This is a genomic window from Phocaeicola dorei (assembly GCF_013009555.1).
Lineage (GTDB): Bacteria > Bacteroidota > Bacteroidia > Bacteroidales > Bacteroidaceae > Phocaeicola > Phocaeicola dorei.
The window spans coordinates 3,254,677-3,277,103 of the sequence record NZ_CP046176.1 but is presented as its reverse complement, the minus strand read 5'-3'; the positions used below and the strand labels follow the sequence as shown (position 1 = coordinate 3,277,103).

15 protein-coding genes are annotated in these 22,427 nt (G+C 41.6%); 8 read left to right on the top strand and 7 right to left on the bottom strand.

All coding sequences use genetic code 11. From position 1 onward, the window contains the following. The first annotated feature begins 6 nt into the window (after window positions 1-6). The 5 genes from GKD17_RS13845 (at window position 7) to GKD17_RS13825 (ending at window position 3,515) form a co-directional block, all read left to right on the top strand. A complete protein-coding gene (locus GKD17_RS13845) occupies window positions 7-1,218 on the top strand; it encodes a hypothetical protein (protein ID WP_007833270.1) in 1,212 nt (403 codons plus the stop codon). Window positions 1,219-1,746: 528 nt separating this feature from the next. Then, a complete protein-coding gene (locus GKD17_RS23320; protein ID WP_227191427.1) occupies window positions 1,747-1,896 on the top strand; it encodes a hypothetical protein in 150 nt (49 codons plus the stop codon). Window positions 1,897-1,911: 15 nt separating this feature from the next. Then, window positions 1,912-2,688, top strand: a complete 777-nt coding sequence (locus tag GKD17_RS13835) for a porin family protein (RefSeq protein ID WP_007833275.1) — start codon at window positions 1,912-1,914, stop codon at window positions 2,686-2,688. Between the two features lie 3 nt (window positions 2,689-2,691). After that, window positions 2,692-2,853 (top strand): hypothetical protein, encoded by a 162-nt coding sequence (locus tag GKD17_RS13830; RefSeq protein WP_007833277.1) that lies wholly within the window; start codon window positions 2,692-2,694, stop codon window positions 2,851-2,853. 368 nt (window positions 2,854-3,221) lie between these two features. Next, a complete protein-coding gene (locus tag GKD17_RS13825) occupies window positions 3,222-3,515 on the top strand; it encodes a hypothetical protein (RefSeq protein ID WP_170272832.1) in 294 nt (97 codons plus the stop codon). Window positions 3,516-3,595: 80 nt separating this feature from the next. Here GKD17_RS13825 and GKD17_RS13820 read toward each other — a convergent pair whose 3' ends face one another. From GKD17_RS13820 to GKD17_RS13810, 3 genes are all read right to left on the bottom strand, one after another. Then, window positions 3,596-5,113, bottom strand: coding sequence for an arylsulfatase (locus GKD17_RS13820; protein ID WP_007833280.1), 1,518 nt, complete (start codon window positions 5,111-5,113; stop codon window positions 3,596-3,598). Window positions 5,114-5,327: 214 nt separating this feature from the next. Beyond that, a complete protein-coding gene (gene nifJ / locus GKD17_RS13815) occupies window positions 5,328-8,873 on the bottom strand; it encodes a pyruvate:ferredoxin (flavodoxin) oxidoreductase (protein ID WP_007833281.1) in 3,546 nt (1,181 codons plus the stop codon). A 42-nt stretch (window positions 8,874-8,915) separates the two neighbouring features. Next, window positions 8,916-10,094: an ATP-binding protein gene (locus GKD17_RS13810; RefSeq protein ID WP_005852061.1), complete on the bottom strand. Its 1,179-nt coding sequence runs from the start codon at window positions 10,092-10,094 to the stop codon at window positions 8,916-8,918. Window positions 10,095-10,197: 103 nt separating this feature from the next. Here GKD17_RS13810 and GKD17_RS13805 point away from each other — a divergent pair, with 103 nt between their 5' ends. Beyond that, window positions 10,198-11,409, top strand: coding sequence for a hypothetical protein (locus GKD17_RS13805; protein ID WP_007844328.1), 1,212 nt, complete (start codon window positions 10,198-10,200; stop codon window positions 11,407-11,409). Between the two features lie 38 nt (window positions 11,410-11,447). Here GKD17_RS13805 and GKD17_RS13800 read toward each other — a convergent pair whose 3' ends face one another. From GKD17_RS13800 to GKD17_RS13790, 3 genes are all read right to left on the bottom strand, one after another. Beyond that, window positions 11,448-12,821: an efflux transporter outer membrane subunit gene (locus GKD17_RS13800; RefSeq protein ID WP_007833294.1), complete on the bottom strand. Its 1,374-nt coding sequence runs from the start codon at window positions 12,819-12,821 to the stop codon at window positions 11,448-11,450. Between the two features lie 21 nt (window positions 12,822-12,842). Next, window positions 12,843-15,944: an efflux RND transporter permease subunit gene (locus GKD17_RS13795; protein ID WP_007833295.1), complete on the bottom strand. Its 3,102-nt coding sequence runs from the start codon at window positions 15,942-15,944 to the stop codon at window positions 12,843-12,845. A gap of 66 nt (window positions 15,945-16,010) precedes the next feature. Beyond that, window positions 16,011-17,210 (bottom strand): efflux RND transporter periplasmic adaptor subunit, encoded by a 1,200-nt coding sequence (locus GKD17_RS13790; RefSeq protein WP_007833297.1) that lies wholly within the window; start codon window positions 17,208-17,210, stop codon window positions 16,011-16,013. Between the two features lie 495 nt (window positions 17,211-17,705). Between GKD17_RS13790 and GKD17_RS13785 the strand changes: the two genes are divergently transcribed. Continuing rightward, the gene (locus tag GKD17_RS13785) at window positions 17,706-19,211 is read left to right on the top strand and encodes a TrkH family potassium uptake protein (RefSeq protein ID WP_007833300.1); all 1,506 of its coding nucleotides are present in this window, start codon (window positions 17,706-17,708) and stop codon (window positions 19,209-19,211) included. A gap of 127 nt (window positions 19,212-19,338) precedes the next feature. Continuing rightward, complete coding sequence (locus GKD17_RS13780) at window positions 19,339-20,691, top strand: MATE family efflux transporter (RefSeq protein ID WP_007833301.1); 1,353 nt, start codon at window positions 19,339-19,341, stop codon at window positions 20,689-20,691. A 75-nt stretch (window positions 20,692-20,766) separates the two neighbouring features. Here GKD17_RS13780 and GKD17_RS13775 read toward each other — a convergent pair whose 3' ends face one another. After that, a complete protein-coding gene (locus GKD17_RS13775; RefSeq protein WP_007833303.1) occupies window positions 20,767-22,389 on the bottom strand; it encodes an RluA family pseudouridine synthase in 1,623 nt (540 codons plus the stop codon). Window positions 22,390-22,427 lie beyond the last annotated feature (38 nt).

The window sequence follows — 22,427 nt, the reverse complement described above, 5'->3', positions numbered from 1 at the left end:
TGAAAAATGAAAAGATTCATTATAATACAGTTGTTGACGGTGGTATTCGCCGCTCAAATTCAAGCCCAAGGAGACGGCGAAATAAAATATCGTCGCAGTTCTCTTTATAGCATGATGATCAATCACGAAGGAAGAGAATTTGGTGATGAAATAAAGGATGTTTTTCTCAAAATTCCTGTTCCTGATAAATACAATAATCATGATTTAAGTGTAAAAGTAATCTATACTTCTGAAAAGAAATTGGATAAAAACCATGAGGAGATAGATGAATTTATCAGAAATAATGGTATTGCCAGTCGTATGGTAGGACGCTGGTTTAACCGTGATTACATGACAGGGGTCTGTGATGTAGAACTGGTGAAAGAACGAGGGCTGTACAATGCTTCCGAACTGGACAAGGCTTTGGCATCCAAGACTCAACGCGGAAACGCTCTGTTGGAAGATGCCGGTGAGGACTTGATTGGAAATACTTTTCTTATTGTGAATGATATTCGCTATATTGACCGTTCAAAAGGTTCAAGTGTGTGGGGAGGAATTGTCAAAGGGCTGGGTGCGGCAGCGGCCATTTACACCGGTGAGACATCCTATATGGATTTAGGTAATTCTACGGGAGATATAGTTGCATCCTATAAGGGGTTTAAAGTAAATATTGATACTTATCTCTATCAACTGGTTTGGGATGAAGAGACTGCAACAAAATTCTATACTCAATATTATACTGATAAGGATAATAAGGAGAAGGTGAATGCTTTCAATAATAACCGTAAGATGTTCAAGTTGAAGTATGTGGGCAGCCAGCATAGTGATGGAAGTAACACTTCCTTTTTGGGTATTAACTTGGACGAGCCCCAGCAAATGGTGCGAAAGGCATGCCAACGTGCCATTGATGAAAATATAGCGAGTCTGCAAAAGAATTTTGACCAGTTCAAAGTAAATACCCCCTTAATTAGTGTTTCTCCCCTTAAAGCTTATATTGGCTTGAAAGAGGGAGTCACTGAAAAGTCTAAATTTGAAGTACTGGAAGCCGAACTGAGCAAAGAAGGCAAAATGACTTATAAGCGTGTAGGAGTGATTCAGCCTAAGGAGAATCTGATTTGGGATAATCGTTATATGGCTTCCGAGGAACAGGCTTATGGTTCGGACTTTGGTTTTACCACTTTCCGAAAAGTGTCGGGTGGCGATTTTTATCCGGGAATGTTGATTCGTGAAATAAAATAAGTGTTTAAGTTAGCCGGCTTCGTCAACAGAAGTGAAAATTGGTTGCTTGCCAAAAAGATTTGTTGATATGGCTGAATAGTGAAATTCAAAACAAACAGGCGTTTATTCCTCGGAAATGAACGCCTGTTTGTTTTATGTTTTAAATGGTTCTATAGTTCTATACTGCCAGTCTGGAGAGGTGGTGAAAAGTATAACTGGGCTTTTGATGGTTCTTCCGATTCCATATCATATAGAGCTGGAATGTGAAGCCTAAATTTATATATTTTCAAGCTTGTCTTATTTGCATAATTTATTTATTGTATATATAGTCGTTAATTTTAGCTGCTTGGTATCTATTTTAGTGTGTTTAGTGTAAATCTTGACAAATGATAGTTTTTTGAATATAAAAGTTGCAATACATTTGCAAATGTAAACTTATAGAGTCAATTGTTACGAAGTATGGAAAAGACAATTATTGCAGCATTTTAATGCTAATTTCGTTAACATCGTATGCACAGGGTTTAATGTGGAATGCGAAGGCTGCTCAATATGAGCAGCATGTCTAGCGTAGAGGAATCTAAAATGCATCCAGGTTTCTATGCAGGAATAGGAGCTGAGTATGCTATTGATGAAAATTGGTCTGTCCGTCTTTCTTTATTGTTCACTATGAAAGGAGTAAAACAAGATTACAAATTTTAATAAAAATACTGCATTATGAAGAAACTGTTTTTTATCATGGCTATGTCCGTATGTGCATTTATGGCACAAGCACAAACTACTTCCGGTATTCGCGTGGGGTTAAATATGACCAGTGCTACAGGGAAGTATAATGATCTTATGGCAGATCAAGATTATAATAATAAAAGCTATATGGGTTACAGTGTCCATTATTTTATAGATGTTCCTGTGATTGGCAACTTTAGTATTCAGCCTGCTATTGGACTTTCTATGAAAGGTATCACTTATGAATATGATAAATTTACTACTAAAAAATCGCATCGGGTCGATTTGGATTCTTATAAGAAATATGATGTGACAGAATCTCGCGGCACTAGTGTCACTCAAAAACATAATCTGGGCTATTTGGACGTTCCTATTTTATTTGCTTATGCTTTACCTTTGTCAGAATCGTTTAGGGTTCAGTTGGGAGTGGGCCCTTACTTCTCTTATGGGCTGTTTGGTAAGTTTAAATATGAGTCGGATACATATTTGACAGTATCCCCCGACAAATATGGAGAAAATAAACATACCATAACCAAAGATGATTGTCCCTCCTTTGGCAAGAATGATGATGGGGACGATCCTAAAGGTAATATTAACCGTTTTGACTGGGGAATTGCCATACAGGGCAGCATCTATTGGAAGCGCTTGTTTTTGAATGTTGCTTATCAAAAAGGTCTGAAATCGGCTAATATTACTGACGAGAAGAATGAAGGGAAAGATAAATTGGCTCTTTCCAATTTGTCGTTAGGGTTAGGCTTTATATTTTAATTTGTGAACAGACTGCAGGAACTGTTGGAAAATAGAAAGATAGAGGGGCTTCAGAAATTTGATGAAACTCGTGCATCCTTTCTTGCTGAAATGAAGAATCTGTCGGGTGAAATGGAGGTTCACTTGGAAACTCATTTTCTTGTTTTTAGAGATAAAGCGGTGTGAATTTGATGTTCCATCGCTTTTCCTATGCTATTGGAATGAGCTCTGATTAGCTTGCCCGATAAGTTATGGAAAAGGGAATTTGGTTTCGGGGTCAGTCATTATAGCAAGCAGGTGGCAGGATATTTTTTTACACGTACATACGTATGTGTAGAAATCTGTTTCCGGTCACAGTCCCGTATCGTTCCGAAAGCCTTTATTCTTTTCGGAAAAAACAAGGATGTTTGCAAAAAAGATGAAGACGTCTGATAAAAAGAACAAGACGTTTCGTTTCAAAGATCTATATCTTCCGACCTTTAGTTTAAGTCTTTCCGGCTATCGGTTTATCCTTCTCCTCCGAAAGGGAAGGATGCTGGGTGTAACGGCAAAACTTGGTACAGGATTTCGTGGAACTTGCTGCAGGATCCGACAGAACTTGTATCAAGATTCTGAATACTTTGGCAAGGAAAGTCGTTGTTTCGAGGCTGCACAAGTTTACCGTGTTCACCGTACAAGCCTATCGTGTTCATTGCACAGGCTTGTCCTGTCTGGTGGACAAACAAAGTAGGTTTGTACCATGTAACAAGGTGGATAAAGTGGTGGCAGTAGGCATTTTTGTACATAAAATAATGTGCTGCCACCACCTCTCTAACTTCCTGTTTATAGGGGTTGCAGGGAATAGGTGACAACAGTGACAGCAGAATTATAAAACTCTGTTGTAGGAAAAAGTGGGACAATTGGAGACGATCCCTCTGTACAACGTACATTATCTTTTATTTTCTTTCCCCGGATAATTAGGTCCATAAAGCATGGTCTTTTCCTTGACCACCAATCGACCGTCCTTCACGAACTCTTCGCCACGTTCACTTAAATGACGGATCATTTCATTACGCATTTCCGTCAGCTGCTTCCTGTATTTTTTGTCATTGACGGCATTGTGCAATTCCTGAGGGTCTTGGGTTAAGTCGAATAACTCTTCGGTACCGGTGTGGATACGCCATATATATTTTATTTTGCCGTCAGTCAGTGCGCACCAATAGTTGTCATCACTGTAACAGGTGGCATGTTCTAGATCCAGATACTTGCGCCAGGTTGTTTCCATGCCTTTGGCAAGTGGCAACAAAGAACGGCCGTCCATGTCAGTGGGGATGGTCACATCGGCTGCATCAAGGAAAGTGGGAAGAATATCACGTAACTCTACAGGAGCGTCTGTTTTTCCCGGTGTAACGTGGTCGACGGAAGGCCATTTCACGATGTATGGCACATGAGTGGAGCCCTCGTATGGATAAGTCTTTCTCCAGTGATAATGGTCGCCCATCATATCGCCATGATCGGAAATGAAAACGATTAATGCGTCATTATACATGTCCTTTTCTTTCAATGTTTGGATAATTCTGCCTATCTGTTCGTCAATGAAAGTGATGTTGGCATAATAATGACGTCTGGAATTGCGTGCATATTCATTGCCAAAATTACCGTATGGAGCGTCTTGTGCCGTCTTTTCAGGATTTAGTTTTTTTGCGTATTTGCCACACCAGTCTCCGATAGCAGGATCGGGTATTAGGGCATCCTCATACATGTCCAGATATCTTTGTGGTGGATCATACGGACTGTGTGGACGGGCAAAAGAAACTTTCAGAAATAACGGTTTGTTGGTCGGATCGTAGTTGCTGATAAGTTCACAGGCCATTTCTCCTGTCCAATAGGTAGGATGGAGGTTTTCGGGCAATTTATATATACTTGCCGTATGGTCGTTCCAGCCTATACCGGTGGCGTCAGGATTCTTTCCGGGAGCTTTTGTTTGGAACCATTGGCGGTAATCACTGGTGAAGTTCTCGTCTTCCACGCGTCCGCTTTCATCTAGCAGAGTGCCTTCGAAACCATGTTTTACCCGTTGGGGATGCCAGTGCATTTTCCCGATTCCAAAAGTATAATAACCAGCGTCTTTTAGCATCTGTGGCATTTCGTATTTATATTCGGGAGATACTTTTCCATATCCCAACAAGCCATGATGCCAAGGAGAAAGTCCGGTCAGCAGACCAGCACGTGCCGGAGTGCTGCTTGGACAAGAAGAATAGCCATTCATAAATAATGTTCCCTCGGCAGCTAGTGCGTCTAGGTTAGGGGAGATAACAGCATCGTTTCCCATACAGCCTATGGCATCGGCTCGCTGTTGGTCTGTCATTATCAGTATGATATGAGGATGGTTTTGTGCGTATGCAAAAGAGGAGCACAGTCCGGCTGTGACAGCCAATGTGTATTTCAGGTTGGTTAGAGTATTCATGTTTATAGGTTTTTCATAATGTTATGTGGCAAAGGTAGGAAATTTTTGGTAACCTTAAGCCATAAATAGTGATGGTAAAAGTAGAAATATTTGAAATTGAGGTCTTATTTTGTGCATACGTATGCGTGGCCTCATATATACTAATGGTAGGAAAAGGTTATAAAAAAGGCTTGTTCTTCATGAACAAGCCTTTTTTATATGCATGTATTAGAAATTATTCACTCCAATTCATTGCTTCCATACGTTTGTAAGAAGCATAACGTTTCTTGGCCATTTCTTCGCAAGCAGCAAACAGATCAGCAGCTTCAGCAGGATACTGCTTCATTACAGAGGCAAAACGAACTTCGTTCTTCAAGAAATCCTGGAAACCTTCCCATTTCGGTTCTTTAGAGTCAAGCATGAATGGATTCTTGCCTTCTTCTTCCAAAGCAGGGTTGAAACGCCATAAGTGCCAGTAACCGCATTCTACAGCCTTAGCCTCTTCAGCCTGGCTCTTACCCATACCTGCCTTCAAACCGTGGTTGATACACGGAGCGTAAGCGATAACCAATGACGGACCGGGATAAGCTTCTGCTTCACGGATAGCTTTCAAAGTCTGAGCTTGGTCAGCACCCATAGCAATCTGGGCAACATATACATAACCGTAAGTAGTAGCGATCATACCAAGGTCTTTCTTACGTACACGCTTACCTGAAGCGGCAAACTTAGCGATAGCACCCAGCGGAGTAGCCTTAGATGACTGACCACCAGTATTAGAGTAAACTTCAGTATCCAATACCAAAATATTTACATCTTCGCCGGAAGCAATCACATGGTCCAAACCACCGTAACCGATATCGTAAGAAGCACCGTCACCACCGATAATCCATTGGCTCTTCTTAACCAAATAGTTCTTGAATTCTGCAATGGTAGCGCAGTTCTTACATTTATCTTTAGCAGCTTCCACCATTGGAATGATCTTTTCGGCAGCGGCTTTGCTCTTGTCTGCATCGTCCTTACCATCAATCCATTCCTGGAATGCTTCTTTGTATTCTGCTGGACAAGTATCACTGGCGATAGCATCCTTCATAGCAGCTTCGATACGTGCACGAAGTTTCTTGTCAGCCAAAGTCATACCCAAACCGAATTCGCAGAAATCTTCGAACAATGAGTTAGCCCAAGCAGGACCTTGACCCTTTTCGTTCTTAGTATAAGGAGTTGAAGGAACAGAACCAGAGTAGATAGAAGAACATCCGGTAGCGTTAGCAACCATTTCACGGTCTCCGAATAACTGGGAAATCAGTTTCACATATGGAGTTTCACCACAACCTGAACAAGCTCCAGAGAATTCGAACAACGGAGTAGCGAACTGAGAGTTCTTCACATTGGCTTTGATATCTACTAAATGTTGTTTGCTCTTCACGTTCTTAGCGCAGTATTCCCAATTGGCTGCTTGAGACAACTGGCTTTCCAAATGTTTCATTGTAAGAGCCTTGCCTCCCTTCTTCGGATTGCCCGGACAAACATCAGCACAGTTACCACAACCCAGACAGTCAAGCACGTCAACCTGGATACGGAATGTCATTCCGTCAAATTGTTTACCTACAGCTTTCAATGTCTCGAAGTTTGCACCCTTTTGTTCTTCAGCGTCAAGTACGAACGGACGGATAGAAGCATGAGGACAAACATATGCACACTTGTTACACTGGATACAGTTTTCAGCATTCCATTCAGGTACGAATGCAGCTACACCACGTTTTTCGTATTGAGCAGTACCTTGTTCCCAAGTACCGTCTTCGATGCCTTTGAATGCAGATACCGGCAACAAGTCACCATCCTGAGCGTTGATAGGACGAACTACTTCGTTGATGAATGCAGGGTCATTGTTAGCAGCAGGAGCTTCAACTTCCAGATTAGCCCAAGCCGGATCAACAGCCAATTGTTTGTATTCGCCACCACGGTCTACGGCAGCATAGTTCTTGTTCACCACGTCTTCGCCCTTCTTGCCATAAGACTTAACGATGAATTTCTTCATCTGTTCTACAGCCAAGTCAACAGGAATAACGCCTGTGATACGGAAGAATGCTGATTGCAGGATGGTATTGGTACGGTTGCCCAAACCGATTTCCTGAGCAATCTGAGTTGCATTGATATAGTAAACAGTAATGTTGTTTTGTGCGAAATATTTCTTAACCTTGTTCGGTAAGTTCTTGGCCAGTTCTTCACCTTCCCAAATAGTGTTCAACAAGAAAGAACCGTTCTTACGTAAACCACGAGTTACATCGTACATGTGCAAATAAGCTTGTACGTGGCAAGCTACGAAGTTCGGAGTATTTACTAAATAAGTAGAACGGATAGGAGTATCGCCGAAACGGAGGTGAGAGCAAGTGAAACCACCAGATTTCTTAGAGTCGTATGAGAAATAAGCCTGACAGTGCTTGTCGGTGTTGTCACCGATAATTTTCACTGAGTTCTTGTTAGCACCTACAGTACCGTCAGCACCTAATCCGTAGAATTTAGCTTCAAACATACCTTCACCGCCTAATGCGATTTCTTCTTCTTGAGGAAGAGAAGTGAAAGTTACATCGTCTACGATACCCACAGTGAAGTGGTTTTTCGGCATTGGCAGAGCCAAATTCTTGAATACAGCGATGATTTGAGCAGGAGTAGTGTCTTTAGAACCTAAACCGTAACGTCCACCTACGATAACCGGAGCGTTTTCTGTTCCATAGAAGCAGTCTTTAACATCCAGATACAAAGGTTCGCCGTTTGCTCCCGGTTCTTTAGTACGGTCAAGAACTGCGATAGTCTTGGCAGTCTTAGGTACAGCAGCCAAGAAATGTTTAGCAGAGAACGGACGGTATAAATGTACAGAAACCAAACCTACTTTTTCACCTTTGCTCATCAAGTAGTCGATAGCTTCGCGGGCAGCTTCTGTAACAGAACCCATTGCGATAATTACGCGTTCAGCGTCTTCAGCACCATAGTAATCGAACAAACCATGAGGACGGCCTGTGATTTTGCTGATTTCGTTCATGTATTCTTCTACGATAGCCGGAACTGCTTCATAGAAGTTATTGCAAGATTCTCTGTGCTGGAAGAAGTGGTCGGGGTTTTCAGCCATACCGCGTGCAACAGGGTTGTTAGGATTCAACGCGCGTTCACGGAATTCTGCCAAAGCCTGTTGATCAATCAGACCTGCCAGATCTTCATTCTCCAGCATTTCAATTTTTTGGATTTCGTGAGAAGTACGGAAACCATCGAAGAAGTTGACGAATGGCACGCGAGATTTGATAGTAGCAAGATGAGCTACAGCAGCCATATCCATAACTTCTTGTACAGAACCTTCGCACAACATGGCGAAACCTGTTTGGCGGCAAGACATGACGTCCTGATGGTCACCAAAGATACACAATGCGTGTGAAGCCAATGTACGAGCCGATACGTGGAATACGCAAGGCAGGAATTCACCGGCAATTTTGTACATGTTAGGGATCATCAGCAACAGACCCTGAGATGCAGTGTAAGTGGTAGTCAACGCACCTGCCTGAAGAGAACCATGAACAGCACCTGCTGCACCGCCTTCTGACTGCATTTCTTGTACCAAAACTGTTTCGCCGAAGATGTTTTTACGACCTGCGGCAGCCCATTCGTCTACGTATTCAGCCATAGTAGACGACGGAGTGATGGGATAGATAGCAGCTACTTCAGAGAACATATACGAGATATGTGCTGCTGCCTGGTTACCATCACAAGTGATGAATTTTTTTTGTTTAGTCATACAATTACTAATTATTAGGTAATAAAATCTATTCTCTATCTCTTAATATAAAAAGCCGAAAAGCCATAATGGGATCATATTTCCGTGTCCTAATTCCAATTTGTGTAGGGCATAATACACGTTTGGATTATTTTTGAACTTGCACCCTTCTGCGCAAATACGGAAATGCAGTCCGTTGTCTACCATAAATGAAGTGCCTTTATCGCCTTTATATAGTTTATGGTCCTTATACAGGGTATTCATGAAAAATGTATCCAGTACATCCTGTTCTTCGACCTTTACCGGATAAATGGAGTACATCAGGTTGGTGTTGTGCATCATCAGTTTGGAAGGTTTCTTGGGAAATTCCTCTCCCTTGGGATAAACCATATTGATAAGACGCGCATCTGCCAGATACTTAATGTAATTCATCACCGTGGCACGTGAAGTTTGAATCTCCGTGGCCAGCTGGCTGACGTTCGGAGCAACGGGTCCGTCCACAGCTAGCAAATATAGTAATTTTTTTATCTTTGAAAGATATTTCAGCTCAATTTGTTTGATAAGAAGTATATCTACTTCTATCATCATATTCATGGTTTTTAGCAGATTCTCCGAAAAGTTACGTTTTTCCAGGAAGAATGGGTAGAAACCGTGATGCAGATAGTCTTGAAAATAATCCAAGGGCTTCACGTTGCGCAGGATGGTTTTCGCTATCTGTTCGTGATTCTCCAAAATTTCTTGTAAGGTATAGGCACGGAAACAATTGCCGCTTTGCAAATTCAGATATTCGCGGAATGAGAAACCTCTCAGGTAGTATACCTTGACAATGCCGCTCAGTTCTGGATTTTCTTCTTTCAGTCGCATCACGGATGATCCGGTGAATATAATCTTCAGAGTAGGAAACATTTCATAGCAAGCACGCAGGTCGTGGCTCCATTCGGGATACTTAAACACTTGGTCTATCAACAAAACTTTTCCTCCTCGTTTTACGAATTCTGCGGCAAACTCCACTAATGTATATTTAGAGAAGTAAAAGTTATTCATGTTGATGAACAGACATGAGTGATCCGTTCCGAACTTTTCTTTTGCATATTGCAGGAGGAAAGTCGTTTTCCCTACGCCACGAGTACCCTTGATACCGATCAGTCTGTCATTCCAGTCTATCTCGTCCATCAAGTCCCGGCGAACAGGAGCATTTGTATGTTCCACCAGATAACTGTGTGTTCTGTAAAAGGTTTCCATGGTTGCTTTTTTATCGGCTGCAAATATAGCAATACTAATTCAAATTGCAAACTGGAGATAGCAAAATATTATTTTTTTTTCTACTAAAAGACGGACAAGAGAAATGGTTTGTACTCTAAAACATTTATCTTTGTGTCCGGAAATGGAAGCGCTTTATTTATTCAATCCGGAAAATGATATGGCATTAGCTTGTGGTGATCCTTATTATATGGCACCTGCCAGTGCACGACGAATGGCGGCCGAGCTATCCATGTTGCCTGCATGGTATGCAGAAGAGGGAGGAACTGTGTGGCTGGATTCTGCTCAGCGTATGAAAACAATGGAAAGACAATCTTTTTTGCCGCTTTCGGTCAATTGGGTTTTAGAATTCGTACCCATTTATAATAAGGTGATTCCTTGGGGATGGAATCCGTCTTTGGTGCGTCGTTTGCAGGAAGCTGGATTTCCTGATACAGCATATCCTTCAGTAGAGCGTATGAAGCGTATCCGTCAAATATCCGGACGTCAGACGGCTGTAAAAGTGTTACGCCGCCTTTGTAGACATATAGGTGGGAATATTCCCATATTGGGGGAGGCTTTTGTATTGTCGTCAACAGAGGAAGTGAAGGCTTTTGTGTTGTCTCATTCTCGTGCTTTGTTAAAAGCGCCATGGTCTGGTAGTGGAAGAGGGATACAATATGTTTCAGGTAGTTTTCCCATCCCTCTGGAAGGGTGGATTCGACACATACTTACCACTCAGCATGAGGTGATAGGAGAACCTTTTTATGATAAGCTTTTGGATTTTGCCATGGAGTTTTTTGCAGACGAGTGGGGACAGGTACATTTTATAGGGTATTCCTTATTTGAAACGGATAAGAGAGGTGTTTATAAAGAAAACTTGTTGGCGGCGGATCGGGTTATTGAAGCGAGGATATCCACTTATGTTTCTGCGGAAATCTTACATCAGGTTGGGAGGGCGTTACAGGTAGAGTTGGCAGAGGTGATAAAAGGGAGTTACGAAGGCTATCTGGGGGTGGATATGATGATATGCCGTACCCAAAATAGCGGGTATGCCATTCATCCGTGTGTGGAAATAAATCTTCGTATGAATATGGGAGTGGTAGCACGCTTGATATATGATAACTATGTGTGTGATGGCGTGCAGGGACGGTATGTTATAGAATATTATGCAAAGCCTGGTGAGGCATGGCATTCTCATCTTGCGCTTCAAGAAAAGTATCCTTTATATCTGGAGAATGGAAAAGTGAAGTCGGGTTATTTGTCACTTACACCGGTAGAGAACAATACGTCCTATCAGGCATATATCTTAATTTGATTTTCCGGATAAAGGAAGATACAGAAAAGAGGGGATGGTTACCATCCACCCCCTAATGCTTTATACAATTTTACTAATGTAATCTGTTTGTCTCTTATTGCATTGCTTAATCCTATTTGTGCGTCGAAATAGCTACGTTGTGCATCCAATACATCTAGATAGCCTATTACTCCATTGATGTATTGCAATTGGGCCAGTTCCATTGTTGCTTTAGAGGAACGTTCCAGTTGCAGGCGCGATTCGTAGATATCTTTTATCTTATTGAAGTCCACAATGGCATTGCGGGCCTCTTTGAATGCAGTCAGCACTGATTTTTCATAGCTGTAGCATTCCTGTTCGTATGCGGCCTTTTTGGCCTGTAGGGTTGCTCTGTATTTTCCCATGGCGAAGAGAGGAGTTAGAAGATTGCCACTGATATAATGAATGGGCGATTTGAAGAAATCAGAGAATTCTTCACTTTCTACGCCATATTGTGCTGTGAGGCTAAGTCGTGGGAACATATTGGTATAGGCAATACCTACACTGGCATTGGCTGCTATTAATTTCTGTTCTGCTTCACGTACATCGGGACGACGTTCCAGCAGAGTGGAGGGTAGACCTACTGGTAATGTTTCAGGTAGTTTTACTTCTTCGGGTAGAATGGAACGCTGTATGCGGTGCGGGTATTCGCCTGCTAAAAATGCAATATCATTTTCTTTCAATGAAATTTTCCTTTCTAGTTCAGGAACTAAAGTTGCGGTACGTGCATACTCCACTTGTGCCTGTTGATAAGAAGTTTCTGAAGTTAGTCCTCCTTCAAAACGAAGTTTTGCCAAGCGTACTCCTTCTTTACGGGCATAGAGTGTTTGACGAACAATGTTCAGCTCATTGTCTAATGCGACCAATTCAAAATAGGCTTGTGCCACTTCGGACACAATACTCATTTTCAAGGCACGTTGCGCCTCGATGCTTCCCAGGAATTGTGCTATGCTTTTGTCTTTTGCCCAACGCAGGTTACCCCATAGGTCTAATTCCCAAGTTACGGTAAGTTTACCACCCAGTTCGGGGTCATTTTTATAGTTGTTACCACCATAATTACTTCCTTCTTTTTGAGCATAAGCGCCTCCGTTCAGTTGGGGGAAAAGGTTGGCAAAGTCTATGCGCTTCATTGCGGCAAGTTCTTTTACACGTGCCGCAGCAATTTTCATGTCTTTGTTGTTATCCAACGTTTTTTCTATCAAGCTTTGCAAGGTTGTGTCCGTATAGATTTCCCACCACTGCATATCGGCAATAGATAATGTATCCTGTTGTCGTAGCGTATCTAATTGTTGGGGCAGATGCAAGTCGGGACGTGTGTAGTGCTTACCTAATTGGCAAGAAGTCAGCAAAGTCATTCCTGATACGGCTATATATAATAATGTATGTTTCATCATTTCTTTCGTCTTTTTATATCCTTATTTTTGTTTCATTTTCGCTTTCATCTTGTATATCAGTACAAAGAAGAAAGGTACTAACAAAATTCCCACAGTTACAGCAAAGATCATTCCGAAGAATACACCTGTACCAATAGCTTGACGGCTGGCTGAACCTGGCCCGCTGGCGATAACCATAGGTAACATACCTAAGATGAATGCCAATGAAGTCATCAAAATAGGTCGAAAGCGGAGTTGTGAAGCGTGGAGTGCAGCTTGTACCACATCTATTCCTCTGTCCACTTGTTCTTTGGCAAACTCTACAATAAGAATTGCATTTTTGGCGGCCAGTCCTACCAACATCACCAATCCGATCTGGAAATAGACATCATTCTCCAACCCACAGCCCCATACACCTAGATAGGCACCTAATGCGGCTACAGGTAAAGAGAGTAATACTGCAACCGGTACCATCCAGCTTTCGTATAAGGCAGCAAGGAACAAAAACACGAACATGAACACTAATGCCAGCACCATACCGGTCTGTCCACCTGCTTGTTTTTCCTGGAAAGATAGTCCGCTCCATTCTACACCGATATTTTCTGGTAGGTGTTCGCGAGCTATTTGTTCGATAATTTCCATGGCCTGTCCTGAACTGTAACCATCTGCGGCCTCACCGCGAATCACAGAACTGTTGAACATATTAAAACGTTTGATGCTGCCCGGACCTGTGGTATACGAAGTGGTACCCAACGAGGTGAGCGGTATCATGGCATTGTCTGTACCCCGTACAAAAAATAGGTTGATATTCTCCTTATGTTCCCGGTAGGGTGCTTCTGCTTGAATATATACACGGTAGATACGATTAAACATATTGAAATCGTTTACATATACCGAACCTGTATAAGCTTTCATGGTCGAGAATACATCTGCTAAAGGTACTCCTGCGAATTTTACTTTGTCACGGTCTACATCGAAATAAAGTTGGGGGATGTCCGCTTGTAAAGCCGAGGATAAACCTGATAATTCCTTACGTTTTGATGCATAATACATCAATGTATCCGTAGCTTGTACCAAATTTTCAAAAGTGGCATCTCCACGTGCTTCCAGTTGCATCTCGAAACCACCCGAACTGCCCAATCCCGGAATAACGGGAGGGGTGGAAAGATATACCTTGCATTCGGGGTATTGCGACATGTCTTTTTTTACCTGTGCCATAATATCGTCAATAGTTTGCGAGTCACGTTCCTCCCAAGGTTTTAAGATGATAGTCAGTTCACTTCGTGCCTGACTGGTCCCTACACGCGGACTGCTTCCTGCCACGCTTTGTACATATTCCACTGCCGGATTTTCCATCAGGTATTCCACAGCACGTTCCGTCACGATACGTGTACGTTCCAACGTTGCACCTTCGGGCAGTTCCAACTCTATTTTAAAATATCCTTGGTCTTCGATGGGGAGGAAGCTGGTGGGAATAATGCGATGGATTAACAGGATGGCGATCAATACCATGCCGAATGTGCTCAGTACCCGACGCGGGTGTTTCACAATGTGCTTGATGAGTCCTACATATTTATGATTGCCGATAGCCAGCCACTTATTGATACGGCGGAATATGATATTCTTTTTCTTGTTCGGATCTTCCGGTTTCAGAATAAGTGAACACATGACTGGACTCAGTGTCAAAGCTACTACCGTAGACAGTAATACAGATACTACGATGGTTACCGTAAACTGGCGATAAAGTTGTCCGGTAATTCCACCTAGAAAACTTACGGGAACAAATACTGCTGCCAGTACCAAAGAAGTGGCGATAATGGCTCCTGTAAGTCCTTCCATAGCTTTCTTGGTAGCTTGGTAGGGAGATAGTTTCTCCTCTTCCATGATACGCTCCACATTCTCTACTACCACGATAGCATCGTCCACCACAATACCGATGGCAAGTACCAATCCCAACAGGGTCAGGATATTAAGCGAGAATCCGAAAATCAACATAAATCCAAAAGTTCCAATCAGTGAGATAGGTACGGCAACTAGTGGGATAACTGTTGCACGCCAGCTTTGGAGTGAAAGGTATACTACGATGATAACCAGTATCAGGGCTTCAAACAGTGTTTTGTACACTTCATGAATGGATTCCGAAATATACGTAGTCATATCGAAAGGTATCTCGTAACTCATTCCTTCGGGAAAATTCTTGCTGATTTCCTCCATAGCTTCTTTCACGCTTTTTGCTACTTCCATAGCGTTGGCTCCTGGTAACATATAGATGGCCAATACCGCTGCATTTTCTTTGTTGATGGCACTCTCGGTATTGTATGATTGTGCTTCGAGTGAGATGCGGGCCACATCACGTAAACGGATGATGGAACCATCGGCATTAGCACGGACTACGATTTCCTCAAACTGGCTTACGGTAGATAGACGTCCCTGAGTAGTGATGGGAATGGTTACGTCTAATCCTTGTACGGGTTGTTGTCCCAGTACACCGGCTGCTGATTCTCGATTTTGGTCTTTTAGTGCATTCTGCAAGTCGGCTACAGTCAGACCGAAATTGGCCAGTTTGTCGGGTTGTACCCAGATTTGCATGGCATAATATCGGCTTCCGATGTTTGAAACACGTCCTACGCCAGGGATACGGCGGATTAGGTCCAGCACATTCAGAGTGGCAAAGTTGCTAAGGTATATTTCATCGAACTTCGGGTCGGTAGAGGTAAGGCATAGGGTCAGCAATTGACTGGCAGCCTGTTTCTCTACCGAAATACCATTTTGTATAACTTCTGCTGGGAGGCGTGATTCTGCTAACTTGATACGGTTCTGTATTTCCACTGCCGCTAGATCGGGATCTGCCGAGATATCAAAAGTGACGGTGGCTGAAAAACCTCCCGAATTGGAACTATTTGATTCCATGTAAAGCATTCCTGGGGTACCGTTCAATTCCTGCTCTATAGGAGTGGCTACAGCCTGTGATACTGTCAGGGCACTGGCACCCGGATAGGATGCGCTGATTTTCACTACCGGCGGAGTAATCTGCGGATATTGGTCAATGGGTAGCATCGTGAGACCGATGATACCGACAATGACTATTAATATGGAGATGACAGCTGAAAATACCGGTCTGTCTATAAAGAAACTAACTTTCATAATGTCTATTGTTTTTTTGAATGCGTAAATTTTCCTCCATAGGGGAATTCGTATTCGGGAGTGAAATTATCCGATCGTATCTTCTTCCTCCGTTTTTTTGTCCTCTACGGCAGGACTTACTTTCACTTTCATGCCTGGATTCAGCTTGTGGTATCCTTCTATGACAATGTCTTCTCCGGGGGCCAAGCCTCTTTCCACCACTACTTGATTTTGGAATTCAGGACCTAATTCAATGAAACGTCTCTCTACTGTAGAATCTTTGCGCATTACATAAATATAGGCGCCGCCTTTTTCTATGATAACGGACTTTAACGGGACTACCGTAGCACTCTCTCTGACATCCAATAATAGTTTTACTTTGGTGAACTGCCCAGGAAGTAATACCCGTTCTGGATTCGGCATTTCGGCACGTACGGAGAATGTACCTGTGCGTGGATCAACTTGCGGTTCGGCAAAGTCTACTAGTCCTTTGTATGGATAAATAGTATTATCTGCCAAAGTAATGGATACATTGGGTTGCCAGGAGCGGGTGGAGTCTTTTTGACCTAAGTTCACATTACGTTCTTTACTTTTCAGATAGTCTAGAGCAGTCATGCTGAAATCCACTAATACAGTATCACTTTTTACTACGGTAGCAAGCAATGATTTGCCACCCGGACCGACTAATGTTCCTAAATCTACGTGACGTTCACTGATATGCCCTGCTAATGGAGAACGAACTATAGTATAACCTAGTTCCAGTTCTGCTTGATCAAGATCGGCACTACTCATCGCTACCGACGCTTCTGCTGTTTCATATGCAGCAGTAGCATTGTCCAAGTCCAACTGGCTGGCAGCATTTTGTTCATATAGCGGACGGATACGTTCTAAGTCGCGTTTTGCTTTTTGTGCTTGTGCCTCATCCTTTTTCAATTGGGCGCGCGCTTTGTCAGCTTTGGCCCGATATTGATCTTGATTGATAACAAACAACACTTGATTTTTAGTGACATATGTACCTTCTGCGAAAAGCATTTGTTCTAAATATCCCTCTACTCGGGCACGTACTTCAACGAATTGCTGTGCACGTACGCGTCCTACATATTCACCATATATTTCCACATCGTCTTGCGTTGCTGGTGCTATGGCAACTACTGGAAGTTCCGGCATCTTTGCCGGTTGATGGGAAACAATCAGGTAAATCCCGATAACTAGTCCAATACCTATTACTACAAGCGCTGTTCTTTTCTTTTTTAGCGCAATTTCTTTGTGTGTAAAAAATAGTTTCATACTTTAGTTTTGTTATTGTTTAAGATGCCATCAGTAGAAATACAAGCAGCGTGCCAAACTATTGTAAATAGTCTTTCCTATTCATAATCAGTGCTTTATTTCTGTCTTTTGTTGATAGGGAAAGTGTGGAAAATAGGCAACAGCTGTAGAATAATTCCACAGTAGGCGTAATTAAATTTAGTAGAGGATTATCGATTTGGATGCAAAAATAGTAAAATAGTGGGTAATCTTAAAATATTTATTCACTATTCATTATAATGAGGAAGATGTTATAGTGTTAGCAGATATGTATGCAATTTAAATTTTGCTTGAGATCGTCGTATCTGCAACCTTATTGTTTTGAAAACACGCCCCCTTTCATTTTGAAAAGGGTTGTGTTTTTCTTTTTTTATGACTGAATATGGTATCTATTTGTTTATCAGGAGATTATAATCTGCTTTTTCATTTTGGCATAGTATTCGCTATATACTTGTCAAATATAAAAGGTATAAAAAGATGGGAGAATTTTATAATCCAGATAAATTATATAAAGGTGGAAGCCGAAATAATAGCTTGATAAATAAAAAAATGATATTCCGTGTATTGGGAGTATTACTTTTTATTGAATCTGCTATGTTTCTGCTTTGTGCGGCTATTTCCTTATGTTACGGCGAGCAAGATTATCAATATTTTCTATATACCATTCTTTTGAATACATTGGTCGGTGGAGTTTTGCTAATTTGTAGTAGAGGTGCTGAGAATCGACTAACACGACGAGATGGGTACTGTATTGTAACTTTTACTTGGTTTTTGTTTACGTTGTTTGGAATGCTACCTTTTTATTTTAGTGGAGGAATCCCTTCAGTGACAGATGCTTTTTTTGAAACCATGTCGGGTTTTACTACTACAGGAGCTACTATATTAGATGATATAGAATCTCTTTCACATGGCCTGTTATTTTGGCGTAGCCTGACACAATGGATAGGTGGCTTGGGTATTGTTTTTTTTACTATTGCTGTGCTTCCTATTTTCGGGGGAGGAACTATACAACTTTTTTCAGCTGAGGCTATCGGAGTGACGCACGACAAAACACATCCTCGGATTGATGTGATGGCTAAGTGGCTGTGGATGATATATGCTATCCTTACAGTTGTAGAAACTATGCTGCTGATGATAGGAGGAATGAGTTTTTTTGACGCGGTATGTCATTCATTCTCTACAACGGCTACAGGTGGTTATTCTACTAAACAAGCCAGTGTGGCTTATTGGAATTCTCCGTTTATAGAATATGTAATAGCGATATTTATGATTCTTTCGGGTATTAATTTCTCTCTCTATTTTATGTGCCTGAAAGGGAAGGGCAAGCGTCTATTTCAGGATGATGAATTCCGTTGGTTTATGAAATCAGTAAGTATTCTGACGCTTGTTATCACGCTTGCCTTAGTTTTTCAGAATCATTATGATTGGGAAAAGGCATTCCGCAGGGCTCTGTTCCAAGTGGCTACGGCACATACGTCATGCGGTTTTGCAACGGATGATTATAACTTGTGGCCATCTTTTACATGGATGCTTCTTATTTTTGCTATGTTGTCGGGTGGATGTACGGGGTCTACTAGTGGGGGAATCAAAAACATGCGCCTTATGATTCTGGCGCGTAATATCAAGAATGAATTCAAACGGATGCTGCATCCTAGGGCTGTATTGCCTGTTCGTGTGAACCGTCAGGTTATATCGCCTTCCATTATTGCTTCGGTGAATACATTCTTTGTATTTTATTTGTTTTGTGCTTTGGTCGGATGGACACTACTGATGTTTTTCGGGGTGGGGCTGACTGAGGCGATGAGTACGGTTATTTCTAGCTTAGGCAATGTAGGACCGGGGTTAGGGGCATTCGGTCCTGCTTTTTCGTGGGCGGCGTTGCCCGATGCTGCTAAATGGGTATTGTCGTTCCTTATGTTGATAGGGCGTTTGGAATTGTTTGCTGTGTTGTTGCTTTTCTATTCAGGATTTTGGGAAAGATGATAGTTCTCCGAGAAAAATTGATATGTATCATTTAATTAATGGGTATTCGTTGAAATGAAGTTCTAGAATATGTATTTTTACAAAGGATGGTATATATTTGTGCTCGAATTTACAATACATTCATGTTATGGCAACTTCGAGAGAGATGACTTCGGGACGTCCGTTCCCTTTGATATTGAATTTTGCTTTTCCTTTATTGCTGGGTAATTTACTTCAGCAGACTTATTCCTTGATGGATGCTGCTATTGTGGGTAAGTTTCTTGGAATTAATGCTTTGGCTTCTGTAGGAGCTAGCACTTCGGTGGTGTTTTTGATATTAGGCTTTTGCAATGGCTGTTGTGGTGGTTTCGGTATTCCTGTTGCACAGAAGTTTGGAGCAAGGGATTATGGTATGATGCGGCGTTTTGTGGCAGTTAGTTTACAATTGGCAGTGGTGATGTCTGTGGTAATTGCTATTGTGACTAGTATGTTTTGTTCGGATATTCTTCAGATGATGCAGACCCCGGAGAACATCCTTGAAGATGCTTATTTTTATTTGCTGATTACTTTCATCGGGGTGCCCTGTACCTTTTTCTATAATTTGCTTTCAAGTATTATTCGTGCATTGGGTGATAGCAAGACTCCGTTTTGGTTTTTGCTTTTTTCTACGATATTGAATATTTTGCTTGATCTTTTTTGTATTTTGGTACTTGATTGGGGAGTTGCGGGAGCGGCTTTAGCTACGGTATTCTCACAAGGTGTTTCGGCAGTGTTGTGTTATTTGTATATGATGCGTCACTTTGAGATTCTGAAGGGGACTTCGGCAGAACATAAATTTCGAGGAGCGTTGGCAAAGACTTTATTGTATATAGGTGTGCCGATGGGATTGCAGTTCTCTATTACTGCTATCGGCAGTATTATGTTGCAAAGTGCGAATAATGCGTTGGGTACTGCTTGTGTGGCTGCTTTTACGGCTGCTATGCGTATTAAGATGTTTTGTATGTGTCCACTTGAGAGTCTGGGTATAGCTATGGCTACTTATAGTGGACAGAATTACGGTGCAGGAAAGCCGAAGCGTATCTGGCAGGGAATCAAGGCGAGTGTATTGATGATGACTATTTATAGTGCTTTTATGTTTGGAGTCTTGATGTTGGGAGCGCGTACTTTTGCCTTGTTATTTGTTGACCCTGTGGAATGGGAGATTCTGAAGGATACGGAACTGTTTTTGCATATTTCCGTTTCTTTTTTTCCGGTTTTGGGTTTACTTTGTATCTTGCGTTATTCCATTCAGGGGGCGGGCTTTACCAATTTGGCTATGTTGTCGGGGGTATCCGAAATGATTGCCCGTATAATGGTTAGTCTTTATGCGGTACCAGCATTGGGCTATTTAGCTGTTTGTTTTGGTGACCCTACGGCATGGATATTTGCAGTAATTTTTTTGATTCCCGCATTTATATATGTGTATGGAAGAATAAAACGGATGCCACCTCAGGAATGGTAAAATACTAATTTAGTGTGTGAGGTGCTGAAAATATTTTTTTCGGCACCTACAGATAAATTTTCTGAGCAATAACTATCAGAAATTACTTTTCTTTTCTACAAAAATTATTTTTTTAGTTATAGGATGAACAAACTCTAAACTTTCAGCATGTAAATAAAGCCTGTCTGCTTTTCGTCCGTAAAGTTCATCTCCTCGTATAGGACAATGTAATCCTTCCGGATGGGCGGCATGTACTCTTAATTGATGTGTCCGTCCTGTTAATGGATAAAAGGCAATAAGTGTTCTTCCTTCTTGTTCGTTTAAAACCCGATACAGTGTGATAGCGGTTTTTCCATGTTCATGATCTACTATTTGTCTGGGCCTGTCAAGAGGATTCATACGGAGGGGGAGTGTTATAGTCCCTTCTTTAGAGGGAATCTTGCCATCCAATAAGGCAATATATCGCTTTTTTATCATTCTATTCTTGAATTGTGCTTGCAGATGCTGATGTACTTTTTTGTTTTTTGCTATCAATAACACACCGGAAGTCGCCATGTCCAATCGGTGGACTATCAGAGGACCTGTGGCATCTGGATAAAGTGTCTTTATATGTTGATAGACAGAGTCGATTTCTCCTTTTCCTGGAACCGAGAGCATTCCTGCTGGTTTGTTGACTACGACTAGGTAATTATCTTCATATACTATCTCTAATGGTATTTCATGATAATGTTTTTTCAACAAGGGGTTTTCTTCCACTTCCAGTCCTTGTAACATATGTTTCAAGATAGGTTCGCATTTCCCTTTACATGCTGGATAGTAGTATCCATGATGTCTTATTTCTGCTTTTGGAGAATCTCCCCACCAGAATTCTGCCATGGCAATAGGTTTTAATTGATGCTTATAGGCATACTGGAGTAATTTGGGAGCAGCACATTCACCGGCTCCGGCTGGAGGAAATTTTTGTATAGTTTGTGCAAAAATACGACATAAATCTTTTGTTTCTCCACGGGCGTTTAGTATCTGAAACTGCTCAAATAGTTTTCGTTGCAAAGTGGCAGAACGTTTTTTTCTTTCTATCTTCATTGTTTCTATTTTTGTGATGAAAGTATCGGCCTCTGCTTGTAGTGAAGCGATTTTTTCTTTCCACATTTTTTCCATGCGTTTTAATTCAGCTTTTTGAAACTGGCTTTCGCGTATCATTGCAGCTAATTCCTTTGCGTCGGGAACTCCCGTCTTACGCCGGATTTCTCTGTTTTTTTTAGCGGATTTGAAAAATTCTTTAGCTTCTGTCAATTCCTGCTGGGACTGCATTGTTTCTTTTTCAATTTGTCGGAGCAAATCTATGTAATGGGGATCGTTCTGTGTCTTTTTAATGCGTACATTGATGGCAGATATATGTTCTTCCTCTATTTTGAAGAATCCTTGTGGTTGTAACAAATCATAAATTGGTGGGACGAAGAAAGGATGATGGCTTTTACTAGCCAATGTTCCTGAAAATGCGGCCAAATAACCTATTTTATTCTCGGGTGTTTGTACAATTAGGACGCCAAACATTTTTCCTTGTTGCAATTCTTTTTGCCATTGGGATTGACTTGCCAGATAGGCTTGTACTTCTTTAGTCGCTATTATGCAAAGTGGATGAGGGGTATAGTGAAAAGGATAAGTGAACTTATCGGGTAACTTTATAGCGGCAATGGAATTCTTAAAAAAATGTATCATAATTCGTTTAATATAGTTGATAATGATTCGTTCTTCTT